Source organism: Proteiniphilum sp. (assembly GCF_040307845.1).
Classification (GTDB): Bacteria; Bacteroidota; Bacteroidia; order Bacteroidales; family Dysgonomonadaceae; genus Proteiniphilum.
The window spans coordinates 73,195-89,003 of the sequence record NZ_JAWRIS010000038.1 but is presented as its reverse complement, the minus strand read 5'-3'; the positions used below and the strand labels follow the sequence as shown (position 1 = coordinate 89,003).

The 15,809-nt window shown below is 49.9% G+C and carries 12 protein-coding genes and 1 pseudogene; 9 read left to right on the top strand and 4 right to left on the bottom strand.

The features are described from left to right. The 9 genes and pseudogenes from ABV001_RS09930 to ABV001_RS09890 all read left to right on the top strand — a co-directional run. Nucleotides 1-534 (top strand): annotated as a pseudogene (locus ABV001_RS09930) (6-bladed beta-propeller); the annotation flags it as partial. Between the two features lie 261 nt (nt 535-795). Then, the gene (locus tag ABV001_RS09925) at nt 796-1,035 is read left to right on the top strand and encodes a TIGR04149 family rSAM-modified RiPP (RefSeq protein ID WP_352422652.1); all 240 of its coding nucleotides are present in this window, start codon (nt 796-798) and stop codon (nt 1,033-1,035) included. Nucleotides 1,036-1,280: 245 nt separating this feature from the next. Further along, nucleotides 1,281-2,393 (top strand): DUF4934 domain-containing protein, encoded by a 1,113-nt coding sequence (locus ABV001_RS09920; RefSeq protein WP_352422651.1) that lies wholly within the window; start codon nt 1,281-1,283, stop codon nt 2,391-2,393. 7 nt (nt 2,394-2,400) lie between these two features. Further along, nucleotides 2,401-2,967: a radical SAM protein gene (locus tag ABV001_RS09915; protein ID WP_352422650.1), complete on the top strand. Its 567-nt coding sequence runs from the start codon at nt 2,401-2,403 to the stop codon at nt 2,965-2,967. Then, entirely contained in the window at nt 2,855-3,370 is a 516-nt protein-coding gene (locus ABV001_RS09910) for a hypothetical protein (protein WP_352422654.1), read from the top strand. Before ABV001_RS09915 ends, ABV001_RS09910 begins: the two co-directional genes overlap by 113 nt. A 117-nt stretch (nt 3,371-3,487) precedes the next feature. Beyond that, nucleotides 3,488-4,570 carry an efflux RND transporter periplasmic adaptor subunit gene (locus ABV001_RS09905; protein ID WP_352422649.1) on the top strand — a complete coding sequence of 361 codons (1,083 nt, stop codon included), beginning with the start codon at nt 3,488-3,490 and terminating at the stop codon, nt 4,568-4,570. After that, nucleotides 4,567-7,635 (top strand): efflux RND transporter permease subunit, encoded by a 3,069-nt coding sequence (locus ABV001_RS09900; RefSeq protein WP_352422648.1) that lies wholly within the window; start codon nt 4,567-4,569, stop codon nt 7,633-7,635. Before ABV001_RS09905 ends, ABV001_RS09900 begins: the two co-directional genes overlap by 4 nt. A gap of 148 nt (nt 7,636-7,783) precedes the next feature. Beyond that, on the top strand, nt 7,784-9,280 hold the full coding sequence (locus ABV001_RS09895) for a TolC family protein (RefSeq protein ID WP_352422647.1): 1,497 nt from the start codon (nt 7,784-7,786) through the stop codon (nt 9,278-9,280). An 18-nt stretch (nt 9,281-9,298) separates the two neighbouring features. Next, complete coding sequence (locus ABV001_RS09890) at nt 9,299-12,610, top strand: efflux RND transporter permease subunit (protein ID WP_352422646.1); 3,312 nt, start codon at nt 9,299-9,301, stop codon at nt 12,608-12,610. A 139-nt stretch (nt 12,611-12,749) separates the two neighbouring features. Here the strand turns inward: ABV001_RS09890 and ABV001_RS09885 are convergent, their stop codons facing one another. The 4 genes from ABV001_RS09885 to ABV001_RS09870 form a co-directional block, all read right to left on the bottom strand. Beyond that, nucleotides 12,750-12,980 carry a hypothetical protein gene (locus ABV001_RS09885; protein ID WP_352422645.1) on the bottom strand — a complete coding sequence of 77 codons (231 nt, stop codon included), beginning with the start codon at nt 12,978-12,980 and terminating at the stop codon, nt 12,750-12,752. Nucleotides 12,981-12,987: 7 nt separating this feature from the next. Further along, nucleotides 12,988-14,217 (bottom strand): S8 family serine peptidase, encoded by a 1,230-nt coding sequence (locus ABV001_RS09880; RefSeq protein ID WP_352422644.1) that lies wholly within the window; start codon nt 14,215-14,217, stop codon nt 12,988-12,990. After that, nucleotides 14,181-14,801, bottom strand: a complete 621-nt coding sequence (locus tag ABV001_RS09875; protein ID WP_352422643.1) for a hypothetical protein — start codon at nt 14,799-14,801, stop codon at nt 14,181-14,183. Before ABV001_RS09875 ends, ABV001_RS09880 begins: the two co-directional genes overlap by 37 nt. 107 nt (nt 14,802-14,908) lie before the next feature. Further along, nucleotides 14,909-15,769: a glucose 1-dehydrogenase gene (locus tag ABV001_RS09870; protein WP_352422642.1), complete on the bottom strand. Its 861-nt coding sequence runs from the start codon at nt 15,767-15,769 to the stop codon at nt 14,909-14,911. Between the last annotated feature and the right edge of the window lie 40 nt (nt 15,770-15,809).

The following is a 15,809-nucleotide window of genomic DNA, read 5'->3' as shown; positions in this document are numbered from 1 at the left end:
CCCCCCAGTTTCAGCAACGAGGTCTACTCCAATAAAAACACGGCAGCGTTCGACTGTTCCCTGTTCAATTTTGAGGAAGGCCGCCACGACACACTTTACCATTATAACATCGCAGAGAATAGGCTCGATCCGAAATTCACGCTCGATTTCAAGGATAGACCGTGGAAAATTCATTCATACCAGGAGTTACCCCATCATTTTTTGGGTGAAGTAACCGTGGAAAAGAAACTCTCCGAGAATATGTCTGTCACCGAGTATCCTTCGAAATATATCGTGGACAAGCGAACGCTCAAAGGGGGATATTACAGGCTTTACAACGACTTTCTGGGAAACATCCCCATGGAATGGGCGGCATTTTACAACGGTTATTATTATTGGAATGTCGATCCCGGGGAGTTGAAGGAACTCTTGTCGCAACAACTGGACCAGGATAGCGAACTATCCGACAGTGAACGCAAAAAATTGACCGATTTGCGCGACTCAATAGACGAGAATGACAACAATTACCTGTTTTACGGAAAAATAAAACGATAATGTTTTCCAATCGAATAAGGTAAATTATACAACTACAAAAGAGGCTAAATATAGTTTTTCTCTTGCCAGGAAAAAATATTGATTATCACAACAAATATTTATTTAATAGAAGCAGGGCATAACTTAAAACAAAGGCTGAAAACTAAAATGTTATTCCAGTCCATCAAAACTGAACAATAGTAAGTGGGTAATGGGTAGTTGTCGAACTACAAGAAGAAACGAAACAAAATTAATCTAATGTTGAACTAAAATTAAAGTAAAATGAAAACATTAAAAAGATTCACTCTTTCAAAGCTTAATAAAGCTAATCTGGAGAAAAAACAACAACAATTAATCTTAGGTGGCTGGGGCTGTGTTTGCGGGTCATGTGGTCAATATGCAACTGCAGATGCAAACAAGGATGCCAATTACGATGGACACATCACAGGAACAGGAACTAACAACCCTGTTTGTATGTGTAATCAACCTCCAGCAGGAGAAGCCTATGCAGTCGCTTTATAGGAAATGGAGGTTTATTCTAATTCTGAAAAAAGAGAGGGTAATTGAACCCTTTCGGATATTCAATTATCCTCTCTTTTAAAGTGTACTACGTCTTGATTTCAAGACAAATAGCATAAAATTTACAGGACTTATAATTACTATTTGAAAACGACATGATGTATCGAAATTTATTATATCCATTCTTATCCGTGATAGGTGTGATTGTTTGCAGTTGTAATTCTACAAATAAAACTGATATATCAAGGATGGCAGAAGAAGAGCCTATTATTGTTGATCTCTCGGGAATAAAGAAGACCAATACACCTTTAAAATTGTCAGATTTTGCAGAAAGTATCTCTTATATACAACTGGATGAAAATCCGTTATTGGGAGATATGGAAATGGCAACCGTTCATGTAGTGAACGATACAATCTATATAGACAGGGAAAATATATATAAATATACTTCCGAAGGAGAATTTATTGGAAGGGTCTTTATTGAAGGGCCGGGACCAGGGGAAGCGAGAAAGTTCGTATACTATCACGCAGCCTTGAATAGAGATAAAAGGTATTTTACATTTATGAATGGAGGTAAATTTACCTTTGTCAGTTTTTCTTTTGAAGGTGAGTATTTGGGAGAAGAAGCGGTAATTGATTCGCTGGAAAGGCGAATATATACCTACTTCAATAATAGTCTTCTATTTGAATATCCCATGAATGGATTATATGAAATTGGGGATAAAGTCAATATGCTGGGTCCTTATTTATTATATGCCAAAGATGCAGATACTGGGGAAATTGTATATAAGTATCCCAATCCGGCTGCAGATGAATTGGCCGTAAAGGGGAAATCTACTCTAGAGCGCCCGCAGGGAGATATGCTGTTTGTCAATTCCGGAGAACAACTATGGTTCAAGCATAAGAATATAGATACAATATACCAAACAATAGACCTAGAAAAAATCGTTCCCAAATACATCATAAAACCCCACAAATCTTTTATGAATATTCATAGATACACGCATTACAAAGTAATGGATATGACAAAAAGTGAGGCCATGTCGACAGATGCAATCTCTGGATTTATTCCTCTACCCAGTGGGGGATTCGTATATGGCCTGAATTATGGTATCGGTGTGGTTAATCCCTCCGGCAAAGCATCCGATTGGTATGATAAAGCAATCGTGAACGATTTGGACGATTATCTCGACTCTATAGATCTATTAAATAAGTTTTATCATGGGGCATTTACTGTCAACAATGGCTCTCTATATTTTACTATCGATGCCTATTTATTCTTCGAAGAAGGCTCATGCCCTCCTTTTCCATCACTCACCGAAGATAGTAATCCGGTAGTTGTAAAAATCAAACTTAAATGATATCATTATGGACATATACAAGAAATACAAATATACATTCAATATAACTCCCTCTATGATCAGGGAATCTTTCCAAAATTCGAGACAATTGATCTTTGAAGTCACAAGCAGATGTAATCTACAATGTGAATATTGTGGTTATGGTGAATTATACAATACGAGAAGGTTAAATCCATCCAAAAATATGAATTTTTCCTTGGCTAAAAGTATGATAGATTATCTTGTGCCATTTTGGTCCGAAGAATCTTTAAAGCATGAATACCCTAAATTATTTATAGGATTTTATGGCGGTGAGCCTTTGGTCAACTTTAAATTAATAAAGCGAACGATTGATTATATTAATAGCATCTCACCGAAACCTAAAAGAAATATATGCTATACAATGACCACCAATGCAACCTTGTTAGAGAAACACATGGAGTATTTGGTTGATAATAAATTCAAACTATTAATCAGTCTTGATGGAGACGAGATTGCCCATAGCTGTGCCGGGCTTAAGATTAGGGATACTTGCCTCAGCAGACAAGGATATTGTCTCATATATCAAGAAAAATATTCCTATCTGGAATATTAATGCGATAGCTGAATTTTTCATGCAAATTATTGGAAAATATAAATCTGAATATATGGATTCTTGTGAAAAAGTTAGAAAAGAACGAGTCCGCTTTTACAGTGAATTATCTTCATTATCCTTTTTAAGGGTACTGCCAAGCCAGTCAAATTACTTTATGTGTGAACTTATCAGGGATACATTTACTTCTACAGAGCTTGCGGAAAGACTGATTTCAGGTTACAACATTCTCATCAAAGACTGTAGTGCCAAAAAGGGCATCAATGGAAAAAATTACATCAGAATTGCACTCAAAAAGAAAGAAGAAAATAAGTTTTTAATAAGATCCTTACGTGCAATATATGATAAAAACGGACAAACTGTAAAAAAGCTATATATCAACAACATAAATAAAAGTGAGTTATAAATGAGTGAGAAATTCAGATTGATAACACCAAAGCAAGATATATTTACCCGGGTAAATAATATATTTCAGAAAAAATAAACACTATCTTTGATGATAAGAATTTTAACATACCTGTATATGCGACCTAAAATCTCTCGCTATGCGATGATATTGACAATTGTCGTGCTGTCCGCTTGTAATCCGGGGAAAAAGGAGCAACCGGAAGAAACCGTGCAACAACTGCTTCCCGACCGTCCAGCCGACGTATCCACAATGACATTGACTGCCGTGGATTTTGAACATGAATTAGTGAGCAACGGCAAGATATCGGCCCGGAATGTGGCGGAACTCAAGTTCCTGACGTCGAAAGTGATCTCTGCCATCTACGTCAAAAACGGCTCCCGGGTACAGAAAGGACAGCGGATTGCCATGCTGGACACCTACTCCCTGACCAATACCTTGCACCAGTCGAAGGATGCACTGGAGAGGAGCAAACTCGAATACCAGGATGTGCTGATCGGACAGGGATACAGGCTCGACAACCTGGAAGCGGTGCCGGAAGAGGTGGCAGAACTGGCCAAAGTGAAGAGCGGAAGCAATACGGCACAGACACAATACGACATGGCGGTCTACAATCTGGAGCAGGCCACGCTCACCGCCCCCATCGGCGGAGTGGTCGCCAACCTCTTTGCCAAACCCAACACCCTCTCCTCCCCTTCGGAGATATTCTGCAATATCATCGACACCCGCAGCCTGGAAGCTACTTTTACGGTGCTGGAAAATGAACTGGGGATGATTCGCGTAGGCGACAAGATCAAGGTGACGCCTTTCTCCATACCCGGCGTGGAGATCGAGGGCCGCGTGTCGGAGATCAATCCTTGGGTGGACAAGAACGGGATGGTGCAGGTGAAGGCGTCGGTAGGATACCATGAACGGATGGTGGAAGGGATGAACGTGCGGGTGAGCATCTTCCGCTCCCTGGGTAAACAGTGGGTCGTGCCTAAAAGCGCGGTCGTGCTGCGTACCGGCAGGCAGGTGGTTTTTACGCTGGTGGACGGGAAGGCCATCTGGAATTATGTGCAGACGGGACTGGAAAACGCCTCCTCCTACACCATCACGGGGGAGACGTTGAAAGAGGGCGACACGGTCATCACAGCCGGTAATATCAATCTGGCACATGAAGCACCCGTCACGGTGGTGGATAATAATGAGAAAAAATGATCAAAGCAATCCTGCAACGCCCCGTATCGGTATTGATGCTGTTCCTGGCATGTGTGATCCTGGGGATTATCACCTATAACACGCTGCCGGTGTCGCTGCTGCCCGATATCGCCATCCCGGAGATCACCGTGCAGGTATCGGGCGACAACACCTCGGCGCGCGAACTGGAGAACACGGTAGTGAAACCCATCCGCCGGCAGTTGATGCAGGTGGGCAAGCTCAGGGACATCCAGAGTGAAACACGCGACGGGTCGGCCATCATCAGGCTGAAATTCGATTACGGTACCGATACCGACCTGGCGTTTATCGAGGTGAACGAGAAGATCGACGCGGCCATGAACAACCTGCCGCGCGATTCCCGCCGCCCGAGGGTGATCAAGGCCAGCGCCACCGACCTGCCGGTGTTCTACCTGAACCTCACCCTGAAAAGCGACGCCCCCTACTCCACCACCAATGAACAGCAGTTCCTCGACCTCTCGGAATTTGCCGATAACGTGGTCAAGCGGCGTATCGAACAACTCCCCGAGGTAGCTATGGCCGACATGACGGGATTGATGTACAAGCACCTCCAGATCGTGCCCGACCCCGCCCTGTTGGAGTCGGCATCCATCACCACGGGAGATATCGAGAACGTGCTTGCGGCCAATAACATCGAACCGGGAAGCATGGTGGTGCGCGACGGATACTACGAATACAACATCAAGTTTTCCTCCCTGCTGCGCACCCCCGAAGATGTGCGGAATATCTATATGGAGAAGGAGGGACGCATCTTCCAGCTGAAAGACCTGGCAAAAATCGAAGTCGTGCGGCAACCCGAGTCGGGCATGTCGCTCATCAACGGCAAAAGGGCTGTCACCTTAGGGGTCATCAAGCAGGCGGATGAGACGATGAAAGATCTCCGCCAGTCGCTGGACAAAACGCTGTCCGACCTCCAGCACAGCTACACGGACGTGGAATTCACCGTAAACCGCAACCAGACGGAGCTGCTCGACTACACTATTTCCAACCTGCAGGAGAACCTCATCTTGGGCTTCATACTGGTATTTATCGTCGCATTGCTTTTCCTCGGCGACGGCAAATCGCCGTTCATCATCGGCATCAGCATGACTACAGCGCTGATTACCACCTTTATCTTTTTCTTCCTCTTCGGACAGTCGATGAACATCATTACCCTCTCGGGGCTAATCCTCGCCCTGGGGAACATGATCGACAGCTCCATCGTGGTGACCGATGTCATCACCCAGTACCGGAAACAGGGATACGCGCTGGAAGATGCCTGCGAGAAGGGTACCAAAGAAGTGATCATGCCCATCTTCAGCTCCACGCTCACCACCATCTCGGTGTTCGTACCGCTCGTCTTCATGAGCGGCATTGCCGGCGCACTGTTCACGGCCGAAGCGTTCGCCGTGACCATAGGCATGCTGGTCTCCTACCTCACCGGGATCATCATGCTACCGGTGCTCTACAAGATTGCCTACGGCAAAAAATTCAGCCACAAAAATATAGAAGGCTTCTTTGCCTCGGCACAACAAAAAATCGACGGGGTGCTCTTCCCCGCGTACGACAAAGGCATCCACCACGTATTCAACCACAAGGTCTTCTACATTGTCCTGCTGGTCGTCGCCATTCCTCTCTGCGCGCTCCTCTTCAAGGTGATGCCCAAGACAAACATGCCCCATATCAGCTATGTGGAAAGCATCGTCACCGTGGAATGGAACGAGAACATCCATCTGGATGAAAACGGGCGCCGCATATCGGAGCTGCTTGAAACAACAAAAGGACATATAGTGGAGAACGCGGCCTATATCGGGCAGCGGCAATACCTGCTGGATAAGGACAACGACCTGACCGCCACCGAGGCACAGTTGTACCTGAAGGCCGGAAAACCTTCCGGGATCGCGCCGCTCGAAGCCCATATAGCGGACTGGGTGCACAGCCATTACCCCGAAGCGGTGGTCACCTTCTCCCCGCCGGAGAACATATTCGAGAAGATATTCGACACCGGGGAAGCCGAAATGATCGTGCAACTCTATCCCCGGAACAGGGATGAGATCCCCGGGCCGGCCGCCATCCGCCAGATGGAAGCCGCCCTGGCCACCAATATCGGAGAACATGCCGAAAACGTGCCTTTCGAGCAACAGTTCGTAGTCACCATCGACCGGGAAAAGCTGCTGCTCTACGGCGTATCGCAACAGGAGGTGTCGCAGGCATTGAAAACAGCGTTCAGGGACAACCAGGTGGCGGTATTGCGCTCCTTCCAGCAATACCTCCCCATCTCCATCGCCGGCAAGCAGCAATCCATCCGCAGCGTGCTGCAGCAAACACTGGTGCATGGTTACCCGTCGGACGGATCGCAGCCCGTCCGCGTGCCACTGGCGGCATTGGTCCACCTCACCCCCGGCGAGGATATCAAGACCATCATCGCCGGCAAGAACGGTGAATACATACCGCTCTACTACCACCATGCCAACCAGCCGGAGAAATTGATGGAGAAGGCGCGGGAAACCGTCCGGCAGGAGGGTTCATGGGACGTGGCATTCTCCGGCAACTTCTTTTCCAACCGGCAGATGCTGAAAGAACTGATGGTCATCCTGCTGATATCCATCCTGTTGATGTACTTTATCCTGGCCTCCCAATTCGAGAATTTCCTGCAACCGCTGATCGTGTTGGCAGAGATACCCATCGATATCGCTTTTGCCCTGCTGGTGCTCTGGCTGACAGGCCACACGCTCAACCTGATGAGCGCCATCGGTATCGTGGTCACCATCGGGGTGATCCTCACCGACTCCATCCTGAAAATCGACCTGATCAATGAGTTGAGAAAAGAGGGGATGCCCCTCATGGAAGCCATCCATACGGGCGGGGTAAGGAGGTTGAGGGCGATCATCATGACGGCGCTCACATCCCTCTTCTCCATGGTCCCCATCCTATTCACTTTCGATATCGGCTCGGAACTGCAGAAACCACTGGCTATCGCCATGATCAGCGCAATGGCCATCGGCACGATCGTGAGCATTTTCCTGATTCCGCTGCTCTATTGGTTCATTTATAGGAAAAGTGGTTGAGTGCCTGAGTGCCTAAGTGCCTAAGTGGTTGAGTGGTTAATGTGTTAATGTGCTAATGTGAAAATGTGCCCATGTGCCAATAATTGGTAATTGGTAATTGGTAATTAGTAATTGGTAATTGGTAATTGGTAATTGGTAATTAAAAAATATGAAACCTTCCCTTCTTACATACTTCCTGCTGCCGGTGGTAACCCTACTGCCGCACAACGCTTTTTCGCAGCAGACCCGTATCGAGCTGGACTTGCAGAAGACGGTACAACTGGCGAACGACAGTTCGCTGTCGGCTTTCCGGGCGAAGAACAGTTATATGGCCAGCCACTGGGAGTACCGGTCGTTCAAGGCGGACCGGCTGCCGTCGCTCTCCCTCTACATGACCCCTATCAGCTATAACAGGGACTACACCCGGCGGTACGACTCCGACCAGAACATCGATATCTACCGCCGGCAGCAGTCACTCTACAGCTACGGCAACCTGGCGGCACAGCAGAACCTCGATATCACGGGGGGTACCTTTTTCATCGACTCGGAACTGGGATATATCCGCAACTTCGGCGAGATGGCCTATAGCCAGTATTCCACCGTCCCCATCCGGGTGGGCTACCGGCAGAGCCTGATCGGCTACAACCCGTTCAAATGGGAGAAGAAGATCGCACCCGTCAAATATGAAAAAGCGCAGAAACAACTGATCTACCAATTGGAGGAGACGGCGGAGATCGCTTCGGGTTACTTCTTCGACCTGGCCATGGCGCAGGCCGAGTACGAACTGGCCATTGAGAATCTTGCCAGTTCCGACACGCTCTACCGCATCGGTGAACAGCGGCACAAGATCGCCTCGATCGGACAAGCCGACCTGCTCACCCTGAAACTGGACAAGGTAAACGCACAGAACAGCCTGCAAAATGCGGAGATCAACCTCAAGAGAAGCATGTTCGCGCTGGCGGCATACCTCAACCTGGAAAAAGATACCCGCATCACCCTTAAGCTGCCCGGATATCCGCGGCAAGTAATCATCACCGAAGCAGAGGCATTGGCGCTCGCCAAGGAAAACAATCCACAATATTTAGAATCTGAGCAGCAGATCCTGCAATCACAAGAGACCGTGGAAAAGGCGAAGATTGAATCATGGTTCAATGCCGGCCTCTCGGCAAGCGTGGGATTCAACCAGGTGGCGGAATCCTTCAGGGATGCATACCGCAACCCGCTGCAGCAGGACATCGTCTCCCTCACCCTATCCATTCCGCTGGTGGACTGGGGCGTGCGGAAAGGACGTTACAACATGGCCAGGAGCAACCTCAACATCACCCGGCTCACCGCCCAGGAAAATGAGATACGCCTCGAAGAGGATGTGATCATGACCGTGGGCGACTTCACCATACAGCAGCACCTCATCCGTAGCGCGGAGGAAGCGATGGAGTTGGCCAAACTGGCGTATGACCAGACACGTGAGCGGTTCATCATCGGCAAGGCCGACATCAACAGCCTCACCCTCTCTACCAACCGGCGGCAGGAAGCCCAACGGAACTATGTCTCCGCCTTAAAAAATTACTGGCAGAGTTATTTCAAGATACGCAAGCTCACCCTCTTCGATTTTGAGGAACGGGCACCCATCGCCGATTCATTCGACTGGAATATGACGTGGAAATAATAAGTAAAGTGCATTACATTGGCTGAAAAAAAACATATATCCTCCTTCACTGTCATCATCGCGTTTGTCTGTCTGGCCATCGTGGGGGTGGCGCTGATCCCGCTGCTGCCGGTGAAGCTGGCACCATCACGCACTCTGCCCAGCATCACCGTGCGTTTCAACATGCCACAGACCGCCGCCCGGGTGGTGGAGATGGAAGCCACCTCCCGGCTGGAGTCGATGCTCGCCCGTGTCAGCGGCATCAAAAACCTCCATTCCACCTCCGGCAACGGCTGGGGAAGCATCACCCTCGAACTGGATAAGCATACGCCCATCGACGTGGCCCGCTTCGAGGTATCCACCATCATCCGCCAGACATGGCCCGAACTGCCGCGCGATGTCACCTACCCCTATATCACCGTAAACCGCCCCGACGCCGACGCGGCGCGCCCCTTCATGAGCTATACCATCAACTCGGCAGCCACACCCATCGTCATCCAACGCTATGCCGAGAACGTGATCAAGACGGCACTGGGCGATATCAAGGGACTGTACAAGATCGACGTCACCGGGGCAAGCCCTATGGAGTGGCAACTCGAATACGACTATCTGCAACTGGAATCGGCCGGCATCTCCGTGGGAGATATCAGGGAGGCTGTGGCGCGGCATTACGCCACCGACTTCCTGGGGATGGCAGAGACCCAAGTGAAGGGCAACGCGCCCTCGTGGATACGCGTCACGCTGGCCTCCACCGCCGAGGCGAACCGGTTCGATCCCGGCGCCATCCACGTGGCCAACCGGGATGGCGCCCTGATCCGCTTAGACCAGTTGGTGCGGGTGCGCCATGCAGAGAGGGAACCGCAGGGCTATTACCGTATCAACGGGCTCAATTCCATCTACCTCAACCTCACCGCCGAAGAGTCGGCCAACCAGTTGCGCCTCAACGAACAGGTAAAAAAGACGATGCGGGAAGTGGAGAGGGCGCTCCCCGCCGGTTACGAGATACACGCCAGTTACGACGCCACCGATTATATCCGGACCGAACTCGACAAGATATACGTCCGCAGCGCGATGACCGTGCTGATCCTGACCCTTTTCGTGCTGCTGATCACCCGCAACGGCCGCTACTTGTTTTTAGTCACCGCCAGCCTTTTCATCGACCTGGCCATCGCCGTCATCTTCTATTACCTGTTCAAACTGGAGATACAGCTGTTCTCCTTGGCCGGCATCACCATCTCACTGAGCCTGATCATCGACAATGCCATCATCATGACCGACCATATCATGCACAAGGGGGACCGGAATGCCTTCCTGCCCATCCTCACCGCCACGGTCACCACCGTCGGCGCGCTCTCGATGATCTTCCTCTTGGACGAACGGTTGCGGCTCAACCTGCAGGATTTCGCGGCGGTGGTGATGATCAACCTGATGGTATCGCTGTTCGTGGCACTGCTGTTCGTCCCGGCGTTGGTCGAACGGATCGGGCTCAAGAAACGGCGCAGGAGAAGGAAAAAATCTTTGTCGCGCCTCCTCGCTTCAACCCGCTCCGGTAGTCTTCCCGTTTCAACCCATTCCGACGGTCTCCCCATTCCAGCACGTTCCGGCCGTGTGGCCAGTTTCCGTCACAAGTACCTTTCCCGCGGGCGGGTTACGGTCCGGCTCACACGCCTCTATGAAAAGATGATCCTGCTGCTCTCCCGCCGGAAATGGATCGCTTTCACATGCATTGTACTGCTATTCGGCCTGCCGGTCTTTATGATTCCCGACAAGATAGAGAAAGACACCCCTTTTGCACAGCGATACAACAAGATATTCGGCAGTCCCACCTACAAGGAGAAAATCAAACCGGTGACCGACAAGGCACTGGGAGGCACCCTGCGGCTGTTCGTCGAGAAAGTTTACCAAGGCAGTTACTTCTCCCGCAACGAGGAGGTGGTGCTCACCATCACCGCGTCGATGCCCAACGGCACCACCCTCTCCCAGATGAATGATTTAGTCACCAAGATGGAGCGTTACCTGAGCGGTTTTTCCGAGATACGGCAGTTCCAGACCAGCATCCCCAACCCGCGGCGCGCCTCCATCCATGTCTTTTTCAGGAAAGAGGTCGAGCATGGTGGCTTCCCCTACCAGCTGAAAAGCAACGTGACCAGCAAGGTGTTGGAGCTGGGCGGCGGCAGTTGGGGCGTGTACGGCTTGCAGGACCAGGGGTTCAGCAACGACGTGCGGGAGATGGCAGGGCAATACAGGGTGAGGCTCTACGGTTACAACTACGATGAACTGTCGGCATGGACCGACTCCCTGCAGCAGCGGCTGCTCACCTACCGCCGCATCCGGGAAGTGATTGTCAACTCCAATTTCTCGTGGTACAAGGATGATTACCAGGAGTTCTCCTTCGACCTGAAGAAAGAGCAACTCGCCGCGCGGGGCATCCTGCCCGGTGAACTGTTCACCTCGCTGCAACCCGTCTTCGCGCGGAATCTATGGACCGGCTCCATTGTGATGGACGGGGAAAATGAAGAGATCATCCTCTCTGGACGACAGGCAAGGGAGTATGACATCTGGGCGCTGCAGCACTTGGGAAGGCACATAGGCGACCGCTACTACAAGCTGGACGAAGTGGCCGACATCGCCAAGGGACAGGCACCGCAGGAGGTAGGGAAAGAGAACCAGCAATACCGCTTGGTGCTGCAATACGATTATATCGGTTCCAACACGCAAGGGAAGAAGATATTGGAAAGGGAGATCGAAACTCTCAACAAGCGGCTGCCCATGGGTTATACGGCAGAGACAGAAGATACCTACTGGGGTTGGGGCAAGAAAGACAATAAGCAGTACCGGTTGATAGGATTACTGATCGTGATCATCTTTTTCACCACCTCCATCCTGTTCAACTCGTTGAAACAACCACTGGCAGTCATCTTTATCATACCTGTATCGTTTATCGGCATCTTTCTCACCTTCTACTGGTTCAAACTCAACTTCGACCAGGGTGGCTTCGCCTCGTTCATCCTATTGGCGGGTATCACTATCAACGCCAGCATCTACATCCTCAACGAGTACAACCTGATCAAGAAGCGCAAGCCCGGACTTCCGCCACTGAAGAGCTACCTGAAAGCGTGGAACGCCAAGATCGTCCCCATCTTCCTCACCATCATCTCCACGGTGCTCGGCTTTATCCCGTTCCTGATCGGCACCCAGAAGGAAGGCTTCTGGTTCCCCCTTGCCGCCGGCACCATCGGTGGACTCATCATGTCGTTTATCGGTATCTTTATCTTCCTGCCGCTGTTGATGGTGACCTACAGGAGCACGTTCCAAAAGTGTAAAATGAAAAGCTCCAAATATGTAAAGTAAAACACACCAAACATGTAAAATAATATATATCTTTGCAAGAAACGGTAGTAATTACGAGACATATACATCAGGAAAAATAAGGTGGACAAGCGGAAGAAAAATATACCCCTGCAATGAAACATTTATAGTGTGGAATTCCTTATTGCACTTCCGAATCGGGCGGAGGAATATGCACCTGCTTGTCTTCCACCAGCGAAGCCACTTCTTTATGATTCCGTATTCTGAGGATGACCTTCTCTTCGGCCATGCCGATGATGACGCCGAACTCATAGACATGGATGATGACCAGTCCCTCCCGGTGAAGCTGCTCCGCCACGATAGTCAGCCGGTCCAGATAAATTTCATAGATGGTGATGATGATCTGACGCATATATTCCTTATTGAGGAGCCATGGAAAGCCCTTCACCCACATCTTCTGCCGGTAACGGGAGGGTGCGGGCAATCTTTCTTAATTCGGTTTCAATCACCGCCGGCGTGGCATCGGGGTATTTCTCAAAGAGAAGGGCAGCGATACCGGCTACAAAAGCTGTGCTCATGCTGGTTCCCGACAAGGTGCGATATCTTGCCGGCATGGGCCACGAAGAGTGGATATCCACTCCCGGAGCGGCCATATCAACCAGTCCCGAGGGGTTGACGGCCCGGTTGGAGAAGTCGCCGACCTGCAGTGCCGGATCTAACGCGCCCACAGCAAGGATGGAAGGGCAATCGGCAGGGCTGGCCACAGGATCGAACAGTTTTTTTGAACGACGGCTGCCGTTTCCCGCCGCCGCCACGGTCAACGTACCTTTCGAAAGAGCAAATTGGGCTGCCCGTTCATAAGCTATATCATAACGTTCACCTTCGGATACGGGAGAGCCAAGCGACATTGACAATACCTTGCAGCCACTCTTGGCAGCCCAGGCCATGCCGTTCAGTATCCACGACTGTGCTCCGCTGCCCAGGTTGCTCATTACTTTGCCTGCGTAGATATATGCACCCGAAGCTACTCCGTAACGGTCTCCCCGGTCGTCGCCCGCACCACATGCAATTCCGATGCAATGGGTGCCGTGCCCGTGAAGGTCATCGATGGTTTCATCGGGGACAAACGAAGTGGTGGTAATCTTCCGCCCTTCAAAGTCGGGATGGCCGGTATCGAACCCGGTATCTAATACCGACACCTTCACTCCTGCGCCTGTGTAAGGCGATTGGAGCACTCCGGTGACCTCTATTCCCCAGGTTGCACCGCTATTACCATCGTCGTGCTCCACAGCCACATCATCCGGAATATACACCACTTTTTCGGGTACGACCAGAAAACCGGCTCCGGATAATTGTATCTGCATTGCCTTTTCTTGGTCTACCCCGATCAATGCCACGCCCAAATCGTTGAACACAAGCGCGTCGGCATCCTTCAACCGGCTTTCGTCCGGCGGAGAGGAAGTGAAGTCGGCAGTGGTGGCCACGGATAGCCCCCACCTTTTTTCAAGCCGACGGATGGCATCCATGACCTCTTTATTGCTCTTGTCGAGAATCAGAAAATAACGGCCGGTATAACGGGGATTATCCGAGGCGACCGACAAAATGTTGTCTTTCAGGAAGGTTTGTCTTCCGAGTTTGGGTGGTTGCATAATGGTGTTTCTTTTTTCCGCGCCTCTTCCTTCCAGAGGGCTATCTCGGCCTTTTGCCTTCTGTTTTCCTCCATGATAGAGAACAGGTTCGGAAGGTAAATCCTTGTGTAAAAGTAACCGGTAATAAATCCGGCGACGAGAGAATAGATGATCAGCGCAATCAGGAACGGCCTGGCTGAATCTGCCTGTAACATTGAGTTGCTGTTATCAATAAGATAATCAGCCATACCTTGCAGGTATCCGGGTATCTTACCCAGTTGTGTGAGGGTTACCCCGATGATGATCTTGGTGAGCCAGTCCGACACGTCTTCCAGATTGGTATTCGGCATGTACTTCGTACTTCTGTCATAATCTTCATGCGGGTTATAGTTCTTGTTCAGTTTAGGAATGGCAAACAGGAACCCCAGCAAACCGCCTGACAGCATAACAGCAAAAGCGATGATGATCAACAGTCCCAGCAAATCCCAATAGTTCGTGGAGGTATTGGCATAGGCAAGACAGGCAATCAGCCCGGGAAGGGCCAATGCAAGGGGAAACAGGTGAATAGGGCGCCCTGTTCCGTCAGAAATTTTTTTCGCGCTCATGGTTTTTCATTATGATTATTCATTTTACGTCTCACTTCGCCTCAGGTAGAAAATGTTCCCATGTGAGAGGAGAGAAGCGAGTTCATATCCTACACAAAAAGTAGGTTTCAAGTATTCACTATCTCACCGCCATTCGGATGCAGGCATTGCCCGCTCATGTAGGACGAGTCGCCGGATGCAAGGAACAGGAAGCAGGTAGCTACTTCATTAGGCTCTCCCGCCCTGCCGAGGGGGGTCTCGCTACCGAATCCGGCAACCTTTTCCTTATCAAATGTAGAAGCGATCAGCGGTGTCCATATCGGTCCGGGTGCCACGGCGTTCACCCGTATTTTCCTGGGAGCCAGATTCTGTGCAAGGCTTCGGGTGAAGCTGACGATAGCTCCCTTGGTCGCAGAATAATCAATGAGTTTGGCACTCCCACGGTAAGCTGTCACTGAACTTGTATTCACAATGGCAGCTCCTTCTTTGAGATGCGTCAGGGCATACTTGGTGACCCAGAAGTAAGAAAATACATTATTGACAAAAGTGCGCTCCCATTGTTCTGTCGATATTTCCTCCAAACTATCCTTTTCCCAATGTAAAGCCGCATTGTTTACCAGGATATCGAGTCTGGAAAATTTTTCGATAGTTTTAGCAACCGCCTTTTTGCAGTTCGACTCTTTGGAAAGATCACCTTTTATGAGCAGGCATTCCCTCCCCATTTTCCGGATTTCCTTTTGGGTAGCCTTCGCATCGTCGGTTTCACTTAAATAAGCGATGGCGATATCTGCCCCGTTTGCCGCAAAAAGCAAGGCAGTGGCCTTTCCTATACCGCTGTCGCCCCCGGTTATCAGGGCAACTTTTCCTTCGAGTTTATTTTCTTGTTTTACAGGCTCTGTATGAGGAACCGGCCTCATCTCCGACTCTTTTCCGGGACGGCGTTGCTTTTGTTTCGGACGTAATTTCCTTTCTTCGCTTTGCTTCTGCATAATCCCTGTAATTTTTACCTTTCAACTGGTAATTAACTAC